General features: G+C 58.7%; 18 protein-coding genes and 2 pseudogenes. 9 read left to right on the forward strand and 11 right to left on the reverse strand.

The genetic code is table 11. The annotated features are described in order from the left end of the window. Positions 1 to 507 precede the first annotated feature (507 nt). The 3 genes from AADJ04_RS15065 to AADJ04_RS15075 all read right to left on the reverse strand — a co-directional run bounded on the left by AADJ04_RS15065 (position 508) and on the right by AADJ04_RS15075 (position 2,335). Positions 508 to 885 carry a hypothetical protein gene (locus AADJ04_RS15065; RefSeq protein WP_210570752.1) on the reverse strand — a complete coding sequence of 126 codons (378 nt, stop codon included), beginning with the start codon at positions 883 to 885 and terminating at the stop codon, positions 508 to 510. 89 nt (positions 886 to 974) lie between these two features. Beyond that, complete coding sequence (locus AADJ04_RS15070; RefSeq protein ID WP_291476537.1) at positions 975 to 1,409, reverse strand: surface-adhesin E family protein; 435 nt, start codon at positions 1,407 to 1,409, stop codon at positions 975 to 977. Between the two features lie 479 nt (positions 1,410 to 1,888). After that, the gene (locus tag AADJ04_RS15075; RefSeq protein WP_210570755.1) at positions 1,889 to 2,335 is read right to left on the reverse strand and encodes a hypothetical protein; all 447 of its coding nucleotides are present in this window, start codon (positions 2,333 to 2,335) and stop codon (positions 1,889 to 1,891) included. 43 nt (positions 2,336 to 2,378) lie between these two features. On the opposite strand from AADJ04_RS15075, the gene AADJ04_RS15080 reads away from it, so the two are divergent. Beyond that, on the forward strand, positions 2,379 to 2,633 hold the full coding sequence (locus tag AADJ04_RS15080; protein WP_210570756.1) for a hypothetical protein: 255 nt from the start codon (positions 2,379 to 2,381) through the stop codon (positions 2,631 to 2,633). 95 nt (positions 2,634 to 2,728) lie between these two features. Here the strand turns inward: AADJ04_RS15080 and qacG2 are convergent, their stop codons facing one another. Next, a complete protein-coding gene (gene qacG2 / locus AADJ04_RS15085) occupies positions 2,729 to 3,061 on the reverse strand; it encodes a quaternary ammonium compound efflux SMR transporter QacG2 (RefSeq protein WP_162572169.1) in 333 nt (110 codons plus the stop codon). Positions 3,062 to 3,278: 217 nt separating this feature from the next. Here qacG2 and AADJ04_RS15090 point away from each other — a divergent pair, with 217 nt between their 5' ends. Beyond that, positions 3,279 to 3,725: a phage integrase N-terminal SAM-like domain-containing protein gene (locus AADJ04_RS15090; RefSeq protein WP_210570757.1), complete on the forward strand. Its 447-nt coding sequence runs from the start codon at positions 3,279 to 3,281 to the stop codon at positions 3,723 to 3,725. A gap of 270 nt (positions 3,726 to 3,995) precedes the next feature. Here AADJ04_RS15090 and AADJ04_RS15095 read toward each other — a convergent pair whose 3' ends face one another. The 3 genes from AADJ04_RS15095 to AADJ04_RS15105 all read right to left on the reverse strand — a co-directional run bounded on the left by AADJ04_RS15095 (position 3,996) and on the right by AADJ04_RS15105 (position 6,221). After that, positions 3,996 to 4,571 (reverse strand): HAD family hydrolase, encoded by a 576-nt coding sequence (locus tag AADJ04_RS15095; RefSeq protein ID WP_246881478.1) that lies wholly within the window; start codon positions 4,569 to 4,571, stop codon positions 3,996 to 3,998. Positions 4,572 to 5,126: 555 nt separating this feature from the next. Continuing rightward, a protein-coding gene (locus AADJ04_RS15100; protein ID WP_142083105.1) for an IS5 family transposase occupies positions 5,127 to 5,938 on the reverse strand; the annotation gives its coding sequence in 2 pieces (ribosomal slippage) (positions 5,127 to 5,608 and positions 5,608 to 5,938; 813 coding nt in all). 55 nt (positions 5,939 to 5,993) lie between these two features. Continuing rightward, positions 5,994 to 6,221: a hypothetical protein gene (locus AADJ04_RS15105; protein WP_210570618.1), complete on the reverse strand. Its 228-nt coding sequence runs from the start codon at positions 6,219 to 6,221 to the stop codon at positions 5,994 to 5,996. Positions 6,222 to 6,346: 125 nt separating this feature from the next. Between AADJ04_RS15105 and AADJ04_RS15110 the strand changes: the two genes are divergently transcribed. From AADJ04_RS15110 to AADJ04_RS15120, 3 genes are all read left to right on the forward strand, one after another. Beyond that, positions 6,347 to 6,592 carry a hypothetical protein gene (locus tag AADJ04_RS15110; RefSeq protein ID WP_142083107.1) on the forward strand — a complete coding sequence of 82 codons (246 nt, stop codon included), beginning with the start codon at positions 6,347 to 6,349 and terminating at the stop codon, positions 6,590 to 6,592. 19 nt (positions 6,593 to 6,611) lie between these two features. After that, positions 6,612 to 8,096 (forward strand): DUF3596 domain-containing protein, encoded by a 1,485-nt coding sequence (locus tag AADJ04_RS15115; RefSeq protein WP_338071808.1) that lies wholly within the window; start codon positions 6,612 to 6,614, stop codon positions 8,094 to 8,096. 90 nt (positions 8,097 to 8,186) lie between these two features. Continuing rightward, a complete protein-coding gene (locus tag AADJ04_RS15120) occupies positions 8,187 to 8,858 on the forward strand; it encodes a hypothetical protein (protein ID WP_210570616.1) in 672 nt (223 codons plus the stop codon). A 276-nt stretch (positions 8,859 to 9,134) separates the two neighbouring features. Here AADJ04_RS15120 and AADJ04_RS15125 read toward each other — a convergent pair whose 3' ends face one another. Beyond that, entirely contained in the window at positions 9,135 to 9,584 is a 450-nt protein-coding gene (locus AADJ04_RS15125) for an HU family DNA-binding protein (protein ID WP_142083113.1), read from the reverse strand. A 365-nt stretch (positions 9,585 to 9,949) separates the two neighbouring features. On the opposite strand from AADJ04_RS15125, the gene AADJ04_RS15130 reads away from it, so the two are divergent. Further along, the gene (locus AADJ04_RS15130) at positions 9,950 to 10,396 is read left to right on the forward strand and encodes a hypothetical protein (RefSeq protein WP_244939060.1); all 447 of its coding nucleotides are present in this window, start codon (positions 9,950 to 9,952) and stop codon (positions 10,394 to 10,396) included. A gap of 56 nt (positions 10,397 to 10,452) precedes the next feature. Here the strand turns inward: AADJ04_RS15130 and AADJ04_RS15135 are convergent, their stop codons facing one another. The 3 genes and pseudogenes from AADJ04_RS15135 to AADJ04_RS15145 form a co-directional block, all read right to left on the reverse strand. Continuing rightward, positions 10,453 to 10,578, reverse strand: a complete 126-nt coding sequence (locus tag AADJ04_RS15135) for a hypothetical protein (protein ID WP_273624413.1) — start codon at positions 10,576 to 10,578, stop codon at positions 10,453 to 10,455. Positions 10,579 to 10,676: 98 nt separating this feature from the next. Next, positions 10,677 to 10,959: pseudogene (locus tag AADJ04_RS15140) on the reverse strand (transposase); the annotation flags it as partial. 115 nt (positions 10,960 to 11,074) lie between these two features. Then, the gene (locus AADJ04_RS15145) at positions 11,075 to 12,472 is read right to left on the reverse strand and encodes an acyl-CoA dehydrogenase family protein (protein ID WP_210570610.1); all 1,398 of its coding nucleotides are present in this window, start codon (positions 12,470 to 12,472) and stop codon (positions 11,075 to 11,077) included. 18 nt (positions 12,473 to 12,490) lie between these two features. Between AADJ04_RS15145 and AADJ04_RS15150 the strand changes: the two genes are divergently transcribed. The 3 genes and pseudogenes from AADJ04_RS15150 (at position 12,491) to istB (ending at position 14,122) form a co-directional block, all read left to right on the forward strand. Then, positions 12,491 to 13,183: a DUF1998 domain-containing protein gene (locus AADJ04_RS15150; protein WP_242638374.1), complete on the forward strand. Its 693-nt coding sequence runs from the start codon at positions 12,491 to 12,493 to the stop codon at positions 13,181 to 13,183. Next, a pseudogene (locus AADJ04_RS15155) lies at positions 13,090 to 13,344 on the forward strand (IS21 family transposase); the annotation flags it as partial. The gene AADJ04_RS15150 and the pseudogene AADJ04_RS15155, both read left to right, overlap by 94 nt. Beyond that, the gene (gene istB, locus AADJ04_RS15160) at positions 13,337 to 14,122 is read left to right on the forward strand and encodes an IS21-like element helper ATPase IstB (RefSeq protein WP_341240109.1); all 786 of its coding nucleotides are present in this window, start codon (positions 13,337 to 13,339) and stop codon (positions 14,120 to 14,122) included. The pseudogene AADJ04_RS15155 and the gene istB, both read left to right, overlap by 8 nt. Positions 14,123 to 14,130: the final 8 nt, after the last annotated feature.

Below are 14,130 nucleotides of genomic sequence, written 5' to 3' on the forward strand. Positions count from 1 at the left end.
TTCGCTGGCGAACGGCTGCTAACTGGGTTAGCTTTAAAGTGCCGTAGTCGGCCAGGAGTGGCCGACCGTCAAACGGGTAAGCAGTCGTTCAACGTTCGCGGTAACCGGCACGCAGCGGCAGGACGCGCTTGGGCCAGAATGAAATGGAGCCCAAGCGTGGCATGCCGTTGCGAGTCCGGTTGACCAAGGGGTTAGGCGTCGTTGTTCCAGTACCGCGAACGAATTGACCAGCACCAGAAGCGCCGAGGTGGAGACGGGTGTCTTCTTCGGATCAAGTGAAGGGCTGCCAAGCGCGCTCGCTCGGGACACTCGGCGGTGACGATGGTCGTGTACGAATGATCGTTTTCAGCTGCCCCGGAAGCCTCTTCGTAGAACCTGACGAAGTAGGTCGGTTCGGCTCTGGTGTTGACACTCGACTGCTGGGAGATGCTCATCTCATGGACCTCAGTGACTCGCGAGGACTGCCCATGCGAGGACGAAGGGTGCCATGCTTGGAACGCAATTGACTCACAGCTTCTTCTCGACGAGCGTGCATTGACCGTTCTTTAGGATCTGTTGGGCTGGCCACATGTACTGTAGTGACAAGGTATAACGATTGATCCGTGTTGTGGTGACGACTTCGCGCTTCCCATTGAGCTCGGTAAAGGTCTCCGAAATGATGAAAGGGCCCTCTTCCCGAAATGGGTGACCGGTACCGAAGAAGTCGGTGACGATCTTCTTGGCAAAGTCGATGTGAATATCGTTCGAGCCTTCGGGCTCATTGACGACGTTGCACCGAAGGTAGATGGGGGATGGAGGTGTAGGGGCAGGGGAAGTCTTCTGGGCCTGCGCCAACGAGCCAGATATTGCGAGAAGGATCGCGACAAGGGTGGGTGCGACGTTCATCGGTAGGAAGTGGGATAGGAAAGCGTACGACGCCTAACAGGCCGCTGAAAAAATGCTCATCGAACGCGCCAGGGTCGTGGAATATTAGATCAGCGTTTCCCACATAGCACCATCAGGATATCGACGTTCAGATTTCCGGCGTAGAGCTTGCTGTCTGGACTGACCCACTGCGGCTTAACTCGACTACTGATGGTGTGCGCTGCTCCGCCCGCCATCGGCGCGTCGTACCACACCGTCTCTTGAACGAAGAAACTCTTGCTGGCACAGTCGAACGATGTCAAGTAGGTGATCGATTGCTTGCGCAACGGACCACCAGCAACGCGCAACCTCGTTGGTTCTGAAAAGCTCGAAAGTACAAGTGCTTGCAATGTCGCATCGCTGCGCCGGACAGATGAGGCGTCGAAGTAGGCTGACGTTCCGCCTTTCGTCGTGACGTGCGTCCACGTTTGCGCTTGAACATGCAAAGGCACTTGGCTGACCTGCAAAGCGGCTATGAACCCTATAAGTCGTGTTCTCGAACTCATATCGACTCGTTAACTCACTATCGACTTGCAGGCGAGTTTGCTGCCAGCTGGACCGGGTCGCGCTCCTGTTGAACCCCGGGCTTCTCAACAGTTAGTCCGAACTCGTGGTGAAACGCCTTTCCGTCAAGGATGTTCGCGAATCTGAGCTTTTCTCGGCCTCGCGCACGTGCCTCGGCTGCTGATTCCGCAATGTCATACGTGCGAAAAACTCTTTCCGTGCCGTCGACAGTTACGTGGTGGTCGGTCTCGTACATCATAAATTTCCAAGCTCCGATAAGTGGTGTGCTGCTGGAGTGCCGTAGATCTAGTTGTGTGACGCCTAACGAAATGAGGTAAGGGGTTGCGGCGCGAAAGAGACTGACCGGAGAAGCCACGCCGGTTCCGCAGTCCCGCTTGGCCGGCAAGTTAGAGCGGATCACCGTTTCATGCCAAGAGATCGTTTCGAAGAGCCGGGGCTGCGCCATCTTTATGAATGAGTATTAGTGCGTCAAAATTACTGTGTAAATTTCTTGATTCAGGCTGCTCTGTGACAGAGTCAAGTAATGCACTTGAACGCCTCGCACAATTCCTTTCTGCTCATAGAAGATGATGCAGGAAATTGTGTTACCCACAGGGCCGCCGTATCCGAAAGCATCCCGCACTCGCAGATCACTGCGAACTTCTGAAGCAAGCTGCTTTGCGGCTCCAGCATTTGCCCCTTTGCAAACTGTACGCGCATCTTCTGTTTGGGGCATCGTCTTGACTGCTTCCACGTACGGCTTAATTTCCTCAGCGCTGACCTTCTTGAGTGCTGTGAAGTACGTCGTCTTCCCGATGATTGTCTTCTTTAAATACCCATTGCTTTTGATGAACGTCTCCGCCTCGATCAACTGCGCGTAGGAGGCACTCGATACAAAAGCGAATGCGAATAGGATGATTTTGTACATTTTCCCTCCCTTTATATGTCAGCCTTAACGCAGAGGTGAGCCGATGACAAAAGCGCAGCTTTTGGCAGTCGGCTCGACCGCCGAGTTAGAGAGCGGCGGCGAGCAAGGGCTGCTGACCTTTGAGTTTCCGAAGCACATGGAACACCCGGCGGGCCGGGTGAACTTGACGGCGGCGTACCTGCTTGAGTATTGGGCCAGCAAAGGCACCATACCGCGATACGACGGCGTGATTGATGGGCTTCTGGCTGGAGCTGCGGAGATTTTCAAGGTAGCAAAACCTGTGCGCTCTAACGTTTGACGTGAGGGGCCGCCGTAGCGGCGAAGCCGCGAAGGGAACCCGCAAGCGCAGCTTGTGGGCGGTCCCTCTCGACGGAATGGTTAGATGCGACCGTTTTAGTGAACACTTGCCTTAGATAGCAAGTTGAGCACAGCAACGCCGCTGATAATGAAGCCGACACCAACAAATCCCCACATATCTAGTTTTTGACCATGCAAAACCCATGCAATCGCAGTGACCAAGACGATCCCGAGGCCCGACCAAACTGCGTAGGCGATTCCAACAGGAATCGATTTGAGTGTCAGCGACAGGAAATAAAAAGCAGCAGCGTATCCCGCTACGACGATAAAAGACGGTACTAACCTAGTAAAGCCCTCACTAGACTTGAGCGCAGAGGTTGCAATGACCTCAGAAATAATGGCCGTAGCCAGAAATAACCAATTTTTCAAAATATTTCTCCATGGAGTTCCGCGAAGAAATTTTAGGTTCGATTTAAGAAAACAAACAGTCTTGTTGCTGGCCGAAATTTGTGCGCACAGCAAAGCATCTAACTTGTGGTTTATCTGACCAAACACCGGATACCCACAACCGTGGTCGTTAAACAAAGTCGCACGGCACCCAAAAAAAGTGTTTGAAATCAATCCTATAAAGCATCATACTGGATGTATGAACAGGTATAACAGATCTGACAAACCTGACTGGGTCCCTCCCCGGTCCATCAAGCTGCTCGATCAGGTACGCGAACGGATTCGCTACCTGCACTACAGCCTACAGACCGAGAAGGCTTATGTCTACTGGGCCAAGGCATTTGTGTTGTGGACGGCCCGCAGCCATGGTGGGTTTCGACATCCGCGCGAAATGGGGCAAGCTGAAGTCGAGGGTTTTCTGACCATGCGGATTCCGACGGTGCTGACGGTGCAGGAGGTTCGGACGCTGCTTTCGCACATGGCGGGCACCGAGGCGCTGTTGGCCGCCCTGCTTTACGGCAGTGGGTTGCGCCTGGGGCATTCGGACGTGTCCACGACGATGATCCACACCCATGTCCTGAAAGTCGCTGCCGGAGGCACCTCCAGCCCGTTGAACTCTTTGGCCTTGCACTTGCCGCCCGGCTGAATGACGGTTTTGGTGCTTTCATCTGGATGGCGGCTCCGGGTCGATAACGCCACTTCATATCCTGTGAGAGCGGACCTTGAGCCCCATCTTTGGGCTGCTTCCGCTCACAGTCCGCTACTCACCAGAAACCAGTCAGTGAAGGTTAGCTGACGATGTACTCGGGATGACTGCCATTTGGATGAAATTGGAAGTTCGGGCAACCAGCATGAACTGCCGCAATCGCTGCGGAGCCGACCTTGACGGTGTTTGGTCTGTTGAACAATCAAGGGTCTACAGGAGACTCACAGAATTGCGCTCCAACCACCAGCAAGCAAACTCGTGCAGATCCGCATGGTGTGAATCTGCCAGTGTCAGCACCTCTCCGGTATTTGGGCTTCCATTCGGATCGCGGACAACCAGCGCCTTGTGGATGTTGGGGCCGACACCGGCGAAATACGGCCCAAAGTCATCCACGAATGCCAGCGGTTTCAGTTCTCTCAGTGCCGCAGCCTTTGGACTCTCCAGGGGAGCATGCAGGCTGGTGGTGATGACCCTAGTGATCGGAAAGCCCAGCGAAAGCAGGTTCTGCTTGCGGGCTAGCGCGTGCCGGGCGTCGAGAGCGGTGATACAAACCAGTTCATAGCCGTTGTTCGCAAGGAGTTCGCAGGCTTTCAGAGCGCCGCCAACGGCAGGAATAGAACTCCAGAACACCTCATCGAAATGCGCTCGGAAATCTTCCAGCGCTCGCCCTGTCAACTGGGGCACACCCCATCGTTGCATGGGCCAATATGCGTAGGGATCGTGCTCGACCGGGACGGTCCCTGAATACTTCGCCCAGGCATTGGCATACGCTTTCGCGTAGTCCAACAAGACTCCGTCGGCGTCGAGTGCAATGGTTCTGGTATCGGACACTTTGATGGATCAACGATGGGAAATTTCGATAACTGTTAGGTTGTACCTATGCTGCAGCCCCCGAGCATTCGGCGCAACCCCCAGTCGGACGTTTCGCATCCGAACCGCTAATAGCGCAATGCACAGCGCCGGTTCCAGCGGAATCTGTCCTTCGAGCGTCGGAGCTGAAAAAACGCCATCGGTCGCCTACCCAATGACCTCAATGTGTCGCACGCCGTGCGCTTTCTCGAAGTGGACAGACCGCAATTGCTGTCAAAGGGGGCATCGATGTTGTTGCATGGACGGTCGCGATGAGTCGCAGCCAGTGTGTTCGACTGACCATCGGCATGCCGTCGCGAGATGACTTGTGGTCTGTATGTCAAGTGCTTACACAAGGGACCGTGGATCGCCCATTATTGAGTCGGCATCAACCAACTTGAACTCCTCCATGCTTGACGAAGTGCCTTGCAAGGCCTCGACAGGCTTAGCCTGAACGGTTGGTTTAAGTTCAAAGGTGCCTACTCAGAGCGGCTAACAAAACGGAAGAAGATTGCGAATGCAGATGACGCAGCAAGCCAGGGAAAGCAGGGCCACATGAACGTCGATGCGGCGCTCGAAGCGGGTGCGCAGCTTGCCAAAGGCAGCGAGCCAGGCATGGGTGCGCTCGACAACCCACCGATGGCGCCCGAGCCGGTCATTGCGCTCGATGCCTTTGCGGGCGATGCGATCCTGGATGCCTCGGCGCTTGAGGTGGGCACGGCCCCGAGGGTAGTCATAACCTTTGTCCGCATGCAGCTTCTCGGGCCAGCGGCGGCGCCTGCCGCGTTTGCCGCCCACCGCTGGCAATGCGTCAACCAGCTCATCGAACACCACCGAGTCATGGCGGTTGGCTCCGGTGACGCAAAAGATCAGCGGGATGCCCTGGCGGTCCGTGATGATGTGGCGCTTGCTGCCGAGTTTGCCCCGGTCCGTGGGGTTGGAGCCCGTATACGGGCCCCCCGGGGGCTGGGCACGCTGGCCCCATCCACGCTGGCGCGGCTGAAGTCAAGTTTGTCTGCACTGCGCAGTTCGTCCAGTAACGCCAGATGCAGACGGTGCCACACACCGGCGGCCTGCCAGTCACGCAGTCGTCTCCAGCAGGTCATGCCACTGCCAAAGCCCAGTTCCTGGGGCAGGTGCTCCCAAGGCGTGCCCGTGCGCAGCACGAACAGGAGGCCATTCAAGGCCAGCTCATCACTCAGTCGCGGCCTGCCGCCCTTGGGCGAGGGCTTCGCGGCCGGCAGCAACGGCTCAAGCCTTTTGTACAGCGCCGCGCTGATTTCTTTGTTCCTGTTTTTTCCCATGCCGTATCAAACGCACATCGGGCATTGGGCGATGACAGGCTTTTGTTAGCCGCTCTCAATAGTCAGCGGATTTTTTCTTTGCCGAAATGGCCTTGCCTTCTGTTGTTCGGCGGTCCGCATCAGTTTGCTTCACGGATACCCCGAGGTAACTCTCAAGGGCAAAGCGAACCACGTCAGACCGCGTAGGAATGACCTTCAGCGTCGATGCAAGCTCGATGCGCTTCTTGTCGATGAGCTCTTCCAACTCATCGCTCACCCTTATGTTTAGTTGATTTCGGCTCATGTGCTTCTCGGCTGATTCGGCATTCTAAGGGGTCAACAATCTTTATTGCTAGACGAGTTGACAATGTGTTTGTGCGACATACAATAAAGACGTCTATCAATAAAGCTGAATGACGAAGGAGAAATATGGAAACTGAACTACTAACCACAGAGGAACTTTCTGCCCGGATCAAGTACGACGTGCGGACTATTCGCGAGCGATTGAAGGACAGCGTCCTACTTGAGGGGATTCATTACTTTCGTCCCTTTGGTGGAAGAAAGATCCTCTACCGTTGGGAGGCCATTCAACGAGACATGATGCGGGTCTCAGTTGCGAGACCCACGGGGATGAGCGCCATCCCGATGGCCAATGGAGGTGTACTTCATGGGTAGTATCCGAAACTCAGACACCATGGGCACACTGTTCATGGACTTCAGATTTCAGGGACAGCGGTGTCGTGAATACACGGCATTGACCGACTCTCCAACCAACCGCAAGAAGCTGGAAAAAGTCCTCGCCAAGATCGAGTCCGAGATCAACGCGGGAACCTTCGTCTACGCCAACTACTTTCCCAACAGCAAAGCGCTCAAGCGCTTTGCACGGGCGAAACTTGAGAAGGCGGCTGCCACGGTGGTGACAGAGGCGAGTGCAGAGGCGGCAGAGAAGCCGACCGCGGAGCCGAAGGCGACCGGCCCCTTGTTCTGCGAATTCACGGCCCAGTGGTTCAAAGAACACGAGATCGAATGGCGCCGCAGCCACATCCGATCCTTGCGCTCCACCCTGGACGCCCGCCTGATCCCGCACTTCGGACAAAAGGTGGTCAGCAGCATCACCAAATCCGACATCCTTGCCTACCGCGCCACACTCGCCAAAGTAAAAGGTCGCGGAGACAAGGAAGGACTCTCACCCAAACGCATCAACGAGATCATTGGCACGTTGTGCCAGATCATGGACGAAGCCGCCGACCGCTTCGAGTTTACGACGCCCACGACCAACATCAAACGGCTGCGTGTGCGCAAGGTCGATGTGGATCCGTTCAGTCTGCAGGATGTGCAGAGCATCCTGGCCACCGTCCGCGCAGACTATCGCAACTACTTCACCGTGCGCTTCTTCACCGGCATGCGCACCGGCGAAGTCCATGGTCTCAAATGGCGCTACGTCGATTTCGAGCACCGCCTGATCCGGGTCCGGGAAACCTTCGTCCTTGGAGAGGATGAGTACACCAAGACCGACGGCAGCCAGCGGGACATCCAGATGAGCCAGCCGGTGGTCGAGGCTCTCACCAGGCAGTACGAGGTGACAGGCAAACTGTCCGACTACGTGTTCTGCAACCTGATGGGCGCGCCATTGGATAACAAGAACTTCACGGACCGCATCTGGTATCCATTGCTGCGCCATTTGGGCATGACTGAACGCAGGCCTTACCAGATGCGCCACACCGCGGCCACCTTGTGGCTGGCTTCCGGTGAAGCGCCCGAATGGATCGCACGCCAGCTCGGCCACACCAGCACGGAGATGCTGTTCAAGGTCTACAGCCGCTACGTACCCAACCTCACACGCCAGGACGGATCGGCCATGGAGCGTCTGCTGGCCAGTCGCATGGCCACAGGGCAGGTCATCCGCATGGAAGAGGGCGGCGCAGACGCAGGGCTGCGCCCGGTGCATACGGACCTCTATGCCCCGGTGCTGCCAGCACCGCAAGCCGTACCCAAGCCACGCGGCGTGCACAAGCCCGCACAGGCCGGTGCATCCCTGCGTGGCAACACTAGCGGCGCCATGACCCGTCGTCCCACGGATATCGTGCTGCCGGCCGTCCATCACAAGGGCGAGCCCCAGGCCCCACCGGGTCCCTGGATGCGCACAGGACGCACGCACTCGCCCCGCGCCAGCGCGTAAGTCCGCTCATTCCTTCTTCCGCTCAACGGCTGCAAAAACCGGCAGTCTGGGCGGAGCCTTGCCCCCACATTCATATTCCCCAGGCACACCATGAACGCAAACACCTCTTCACTGTCTTCGCTGTGCACCGCTTCCCAGCCTGCAGTCCGCGCAGGCTCCGCACCCTCCGCAGTCGCCACCCGCCCGTCGGTGCGGTACACCTTGAGCCAGCTGCATCTGTCAGCAACCGAGATCGATCGCCGCCGCCTCGACATCCAGATGCGTATGCCGCAGGTCGCCATCGGCGCGCTTCACCAGTTCCTGCACGACCTCTTTGCCGATGACGATCTGGTCAAGGCCTACTTTCTGCATGTCGGTGCAACGTCTGCGGCAGGGCATGCGCCGACGATGCCGTTGGACTTGAGTGAGCGTGCCGCTGAGAGTGCAGGGACGTATTGGGGCTTGCTGCACCGCCACGAGCGCGAAGTGGCCGCTGTGGCGGCATTTGTGCAGTCCTGCGGCTATTACTGGTGCGCACGCCAGCAGGCGCTGGGTGGGCATCTGGTGCCGGTGGCTGTCTCGCCTCGCACCTATCGCAGCCGGATCGCAGTGGCACAGCGTGAACTGTTGCAGGAGCCTCTGCGCCAATTGCGCCGCAGTCACCCGGAGCTCGGCAGCACCCTGGCCCAGGTCTTGGGCATGGACTGCGATGGCGATGTCGATCCCCAGCAGGTCGCCCGCATTCAGGCAGCGCTGGGTACTGCGCAGATGCAGGTGCATTGAGTGTGACCATGCACATGCGGAAACTCGAAGCCAAGGGCCGCCGGGCCCATCCATCCCGGACATACACAGAACGGATCGACCGGCGTCAGAGGGTTGCGCTGCCGGCAGACATGGGGTGGCGGGTTGGCATGCGCGTCTACTTCCACCTGACGAAGGACGGCGCAATCCAGATAGGAAAAGTGCCCACGCAGCTGTGGCAGGGGCGCTTGCTCTCAGCGCGGATTCAGGGGATCCACCGGCCCCTCGGAGGCCGCAAGGATCGCGCTGGGAAGGCCATCAGAGCGTTGCGTCCTTGAGCTTCTTCAGGGCTCGGGTCTTGATCTTGACCGATGCGGGCTTGGCAGGGAACCAGCGCTCTTCACCCGTGAACGGATCCTTGCCAAAACGCTTCTTCTTGGCAGGCACTTGCAGCAGGCCAATCTTGAGGAGACCGGGGAGGGTGAATTCGCCGGAACCCTTCTTGTGCACCGAGCCCAGGATCGCCGACTCCAGTGCAGCGAGCACGGCCTTGGCGGCCTTGGGCTCGACACCGGACTGCTCGACCAAGTGGGCGACCAGGGTGGTCTTGTTGAAAGCCGTCTTGATGGGTTTGACTGCTGCGACAGGCTTGGCTGCTGCCGCAGGCTTGACCGCTGCTGCGGGTTTGGTGGCAGCGGCCTTCTTGGCGGCGGGGGCCGACTTCGTGGACTTCTTGGCAGGAGCGGGGGCTTTCTTTGCGGTGGCCATGGTGGGTCTCGTGATAAATGGGTTGGATGTTTGCTGACGGAAGAATCCAGACAGACGAATCAATTCTAGGAGCAGGGCCTCGCCGATGCATGCGCAGCCGCCACAACGAGGCTCCCATACACTTTCATCTTTCAAATGCACGCTACGCCATTGCAAGCGTGGCGATCGTTATCGGGAGTCTTCATGTCCATAAGCCCAAAGACATTGCTACTACTTCAAAAGGCGGGTGAAAACCTGTACGCAGCGCGCAATGCGCTGGCCCAGGACGTACAGCAACACGCCAGTCGCGTGGTCCATATGGTTGCCAGCGAACCCTTCGGCAATGATGCTGATCGCGCCTACGCACAGCTCGCAGCATTGCACGGATGGCACACGAGCTGCAGGCGATGGAAGAACAGCTCAAGACCCTGTACGGGTCCGCCATGGAGCTCGCAGCAGCCGAACCCCCGGTGCTGGTGGACTTGTCCGATCGCAGTCCACGCGCACGTGTGCAGCCCAGCGCCCTGGGCGTTGAAGAAGCACAGGACGTGCAGATCAAGCCAGTGCAGCCCAAACAACCGCTGCGAAAGAAGGCGACAGCGAGCGTGACGGCGGAACCTGCTCGCCCACGTCAGCGTCTGAGCGCCAATGACCAAAAGGTCCTGGCCTATCTCAAACAAGTCCTGGATCGACGCAGCTGGAAGCCTCTGACGCAAGTGGCCATTGCTGACGGAGCAGGGATACCCAAAGGCTCAGTGGGCCTGGCATTGCGCAGGGTCATTGATGCAGGGATGGTTCGTGAGGGGCAAAAGGGGAACTACCGGCTGGGCTAGCAGCAGTTCAGTGAAGAGCTTCGATCCTTGGCCATCACAGGCGCAGCAAACTGCGCTCAGGAATGTTCTTTCTTGGCCCCGGGCTCGCATGCCTTGAGCCATTTGGAAGAGAAATAGCCGAGCAGCATCACGATGTTGAAAATCATCAGGCCGATGACGATGGGATCGGAGAGGGCTGTCATGGCGGGTTTGTAGCGCTGTATTGGTAGTGGGTCAAGGTGGTCATGAGGTTGCCCCTGAAAAGTGGAGCTCTTATTGATCCGGCCCCTGTGAAATTGCATCAAGCCGCATAGCGCACCGGCCCGTGCTCAAAGTACTTGCGTGCGCTCGGGCCGACGCTGCACGCTGCGCAAGTGCTTTGCGGTGGCCTTCACCAATTGCAGCTTCGTGCGCGCCGGGGCCAGCTTGGTCACCGCTTGCTTGATGTCTGCATTGGCCATCTCATCGGGGTTCAACTCCGGGCTGTAGCTGGGCAGGTAGAGCACCTCGATGGCGTCGGCGTGCTCTGCCAGCCACGCCTTGACCTGCTTAGCGTGATGCATCCGCAGGTTGTCCAGAATCAGAGTTGCCCAAGATGTCATGCAGCGCCTCAATCTCAGCTTTGCGCCGGTGATTTCCAGCCTCGATGCATTGGGTGTCATGAACCAGGTTTTTCCAGTGCTTCAAGCTCCCGCCGCATCACCAGAGGCAAGCGCGCTCGACCACACGGTCAGCCTGGGACTGTGTCACCCCCGGGCCCAGGGTGCCGAACATCGCCCCCCAGTTGTTCGTCCCGCCACCCAGACGGGTTTTCATGAAGATGTCGATGACCTCGGGCGTTGAGTGCCTCAGAAGTTCTGCACCTTGCAGCGCACGGGCAATCCCCTCGGTGGCCGGGCGAGCAAAGAATTCTTCATGCTGCATCTCGTCAAGCAGTGGGCCCAGCGCCGTGACGTAGGCATCGAATCGCGAATCCTGTCCGCGCACGTCGGCCAGCTCGGCAAACAAGGCATCCCGGGAATTGGCCTCCTGTTGCATCGCACGGCGCACGTCCATGCACATCATGTTGGCAGCACCTTCCCACACGCTGTTGAGTGGCGCCTCGCGGTAGAGCCTTGCCATCGGGTGGTCCTCCACGAAACCGTTGCCACCATGGCACTGCAGCGCCTCGTTGGCCATCGCCACCACACGTGAGCAGTTGAAGTATTTGGCAGCCGGTGTCGCCACGCGCGCGAGGGCTTTTTCTTGAGGGTTCGTGTCGATGTGGTCGGTGGCCCTGGCCACCCTCAACGCCATGAGCGTTGCGGCCTCGACTTCCACCGCCATGTCAGCCAGCACGTTGGCCATCATGGGCCGTTTGGCCAGACTGGAGCCGAATGCGTTCCGGGTGGTAGTGTGGTTGAGTGCCAGGGTCAGCACCTGTCGCATCAAGCCCGCCGAGCCGACCGCGAAGTCCAGACGCGTGAGGTGTGAGTGGGACAAAATTTCACGAAGACCTCGACCTTCTTCTCCCACCCGAATCGCCATCGTCCCGCTGTATTCCACTTCGCTGCCGGCATTGGAGCGGTTACCAGCCTTGTCCTTGAGGCGTTGAATGAAGAACCGGTTGAAGCTGCCGTCAGGCAAGGTCCGCGGAAAGAAGAAGCAGGTCACGCCACCATTCACCTTGGCCAGCGTAAAGAAGCCATCTGATTGCGGGACGGAGCAAAACCACTTGTGGCCCGTGAGCTCATACCAGTGCGCCACGGCCCCGTGGTACTCGGCTGAGTGGGAATAGACCGCCGTGGTCTGTGTCTCGCGCAGGTCTGAGCCGCCTTGCTTTTCCGTCATGGCGTAGCCGATGACCACAGAGGGTTTGTCAGCTACCTCCCGGCGGCTGTTTTCGTAAACCGTGCCCAGAACTTTCTCGGCCCAAATCTTCAACGCTGGCTCACGAGCCAGCCCCGCATACGCCGCGTAAGCCATTCCCGTGGGACAGCCCGTGCCTTGTTCGACCTGATTCCACTGGTAGGACAGCACCGCACGCGCCAAGTGAGGATTTTTCTGTTTCGCCGTCCAGGAGAGCGTGGGAACTTCGTGCTTCCAGGCCAGCGACATCAGTTGGTGCCATGACGGGTGGAAGTCGACCCAATCGATGCGGTTGACCGTGAGCCCAAGTACTACGTGCGCCAGCTGATGGCGGATTTCTCTCCATCACATATTCGTGAGGCGTGGCAGATTGGCTCGGGTGCTCTGCCGTTTGGTTTTGAGTTCATCTCCCGGGTGACGTTCCGGGACGTGAATTTTGGTGAGCTGGCCAAGCCTGGCGAGGCGTTCAAGGTGGCGGACAAGGAGTCTTCGCGACCTGGATTCAAGCTGTGCAAGCACTGCGGCAAGGTGCAAAAGCCTCCTCGACGAAGTAGCGACCCGAGCGGGCAAAGCCATAGCTTCGATTGCCCCAAGTACGGTGATGACAGTCCTGCCAACTTGCTGGAGTGCCTGTACCTGTACCGAGAGTTCGAGTCGGAGGCTTTGCGGATTCTGGTGCCGTATACGAAGAACGGCATGGACGAGAGCGTGGTCCAGTCCTTCATGGCGGCCGTGCAGTTGGGGCTCAAGCGCCGATTTGGTGGCAAGGTGGACCACTTGCGCATGGTGCTGCAGGACGAGCCTGGCAAAGACGGTGGGCCGCGCCGCCATTACGTCATGCTGTACGACTCGGTACCCGGCGGCACAGGCTACTGGCCGAGGTGCCCAAGCAAGGGCTGGACGCCGTGCTGGTGGCGGTGGAGTTGGCCCTGGAGAGTGCGCCGCCATCGGGGCGGGTGAGCACCGAGCACGTCATCAACGTGCTCGGCCGCCTGCAAGCGCAGCCCCTGCCCGAGACGGTTGCGACCAACCTGCAAGTGAGCCAGACACCCCTGGCCGACACGGCGCGCTATGACAGCCTGCGCGCTGGCAGCGACATGCAGGAGGCCGATCATGCGTGAGCTGGACAAGGAGTTCAAAGAGCTGCGCCTGTACGGCATGGCCGGGGCCTGGGAGGACCTGGTCAAGCAAGGCGGCCACGCCACGCTGGAGAGCTCGCGCTGGCTGCTGGAGCACCTGCTGCAAGCGGAAGTCACGGACAGGGCCATGCGCTCAGTGAGCTACCAGATGCACACGGCGAAGTTCCCCGTGCACCGCGACCTGGCGGGCTTCGACTTCGAATGCTCGCCCGTGGACAAAAAGCTCATCGAGCAGTTGGCCAGCATGGCGTTCACCGAGCAGGCGCACAACGTGGTGCTGGTGGGTGGCCCCGGCACGGGCAAGACGCATCTGGCCACGGCCATCGGCGTGGCGGGCATCACGCGCCATGGCTCACGCGTGCGGTTTTACTCCACGGTGGATCTGGTCAACGCACTGGAGCAGGAGAAGGGCCAAGGCAAGGCAGGCCGCATCGCAGCGCGCTGGCAGCGCATGGACCTGATCATCCTTGATGAGCTGGGCTACCTGCCCTTCAGCCAGGCAGGCGGCGCCTTGCTGTTCCACCTGCTGAGCAAGCTCTACGAGCAGACCAGCGTGATGATCACCACCAACCTGGACTTCAAGGAATGGTCCAGCGTGTTCGGCGACGCCAAGATGACCACGGCACTGCTGGATCGACTCACGCACCACTGCCACATCGTCGAGACGGGCAACGAGTCCCACAGGTTCATGCACAGCACAGCCGTGGCCAAGAAACGCATCAAGGCACGCGAACAGGCCAAGAAGGCTGAGCCGTTCTGATGGCAGCA

The sequence above is a fragment of the uncultured Acidovorax sp. genome (assembly GCF_964021665.1).
Lineage (GTDB): Bacteria > Pseudomonadota > Gammaproteobacteria > Burkholderiales > Burkholderiaceae_C > Acidovorax > Acidovorax temperans.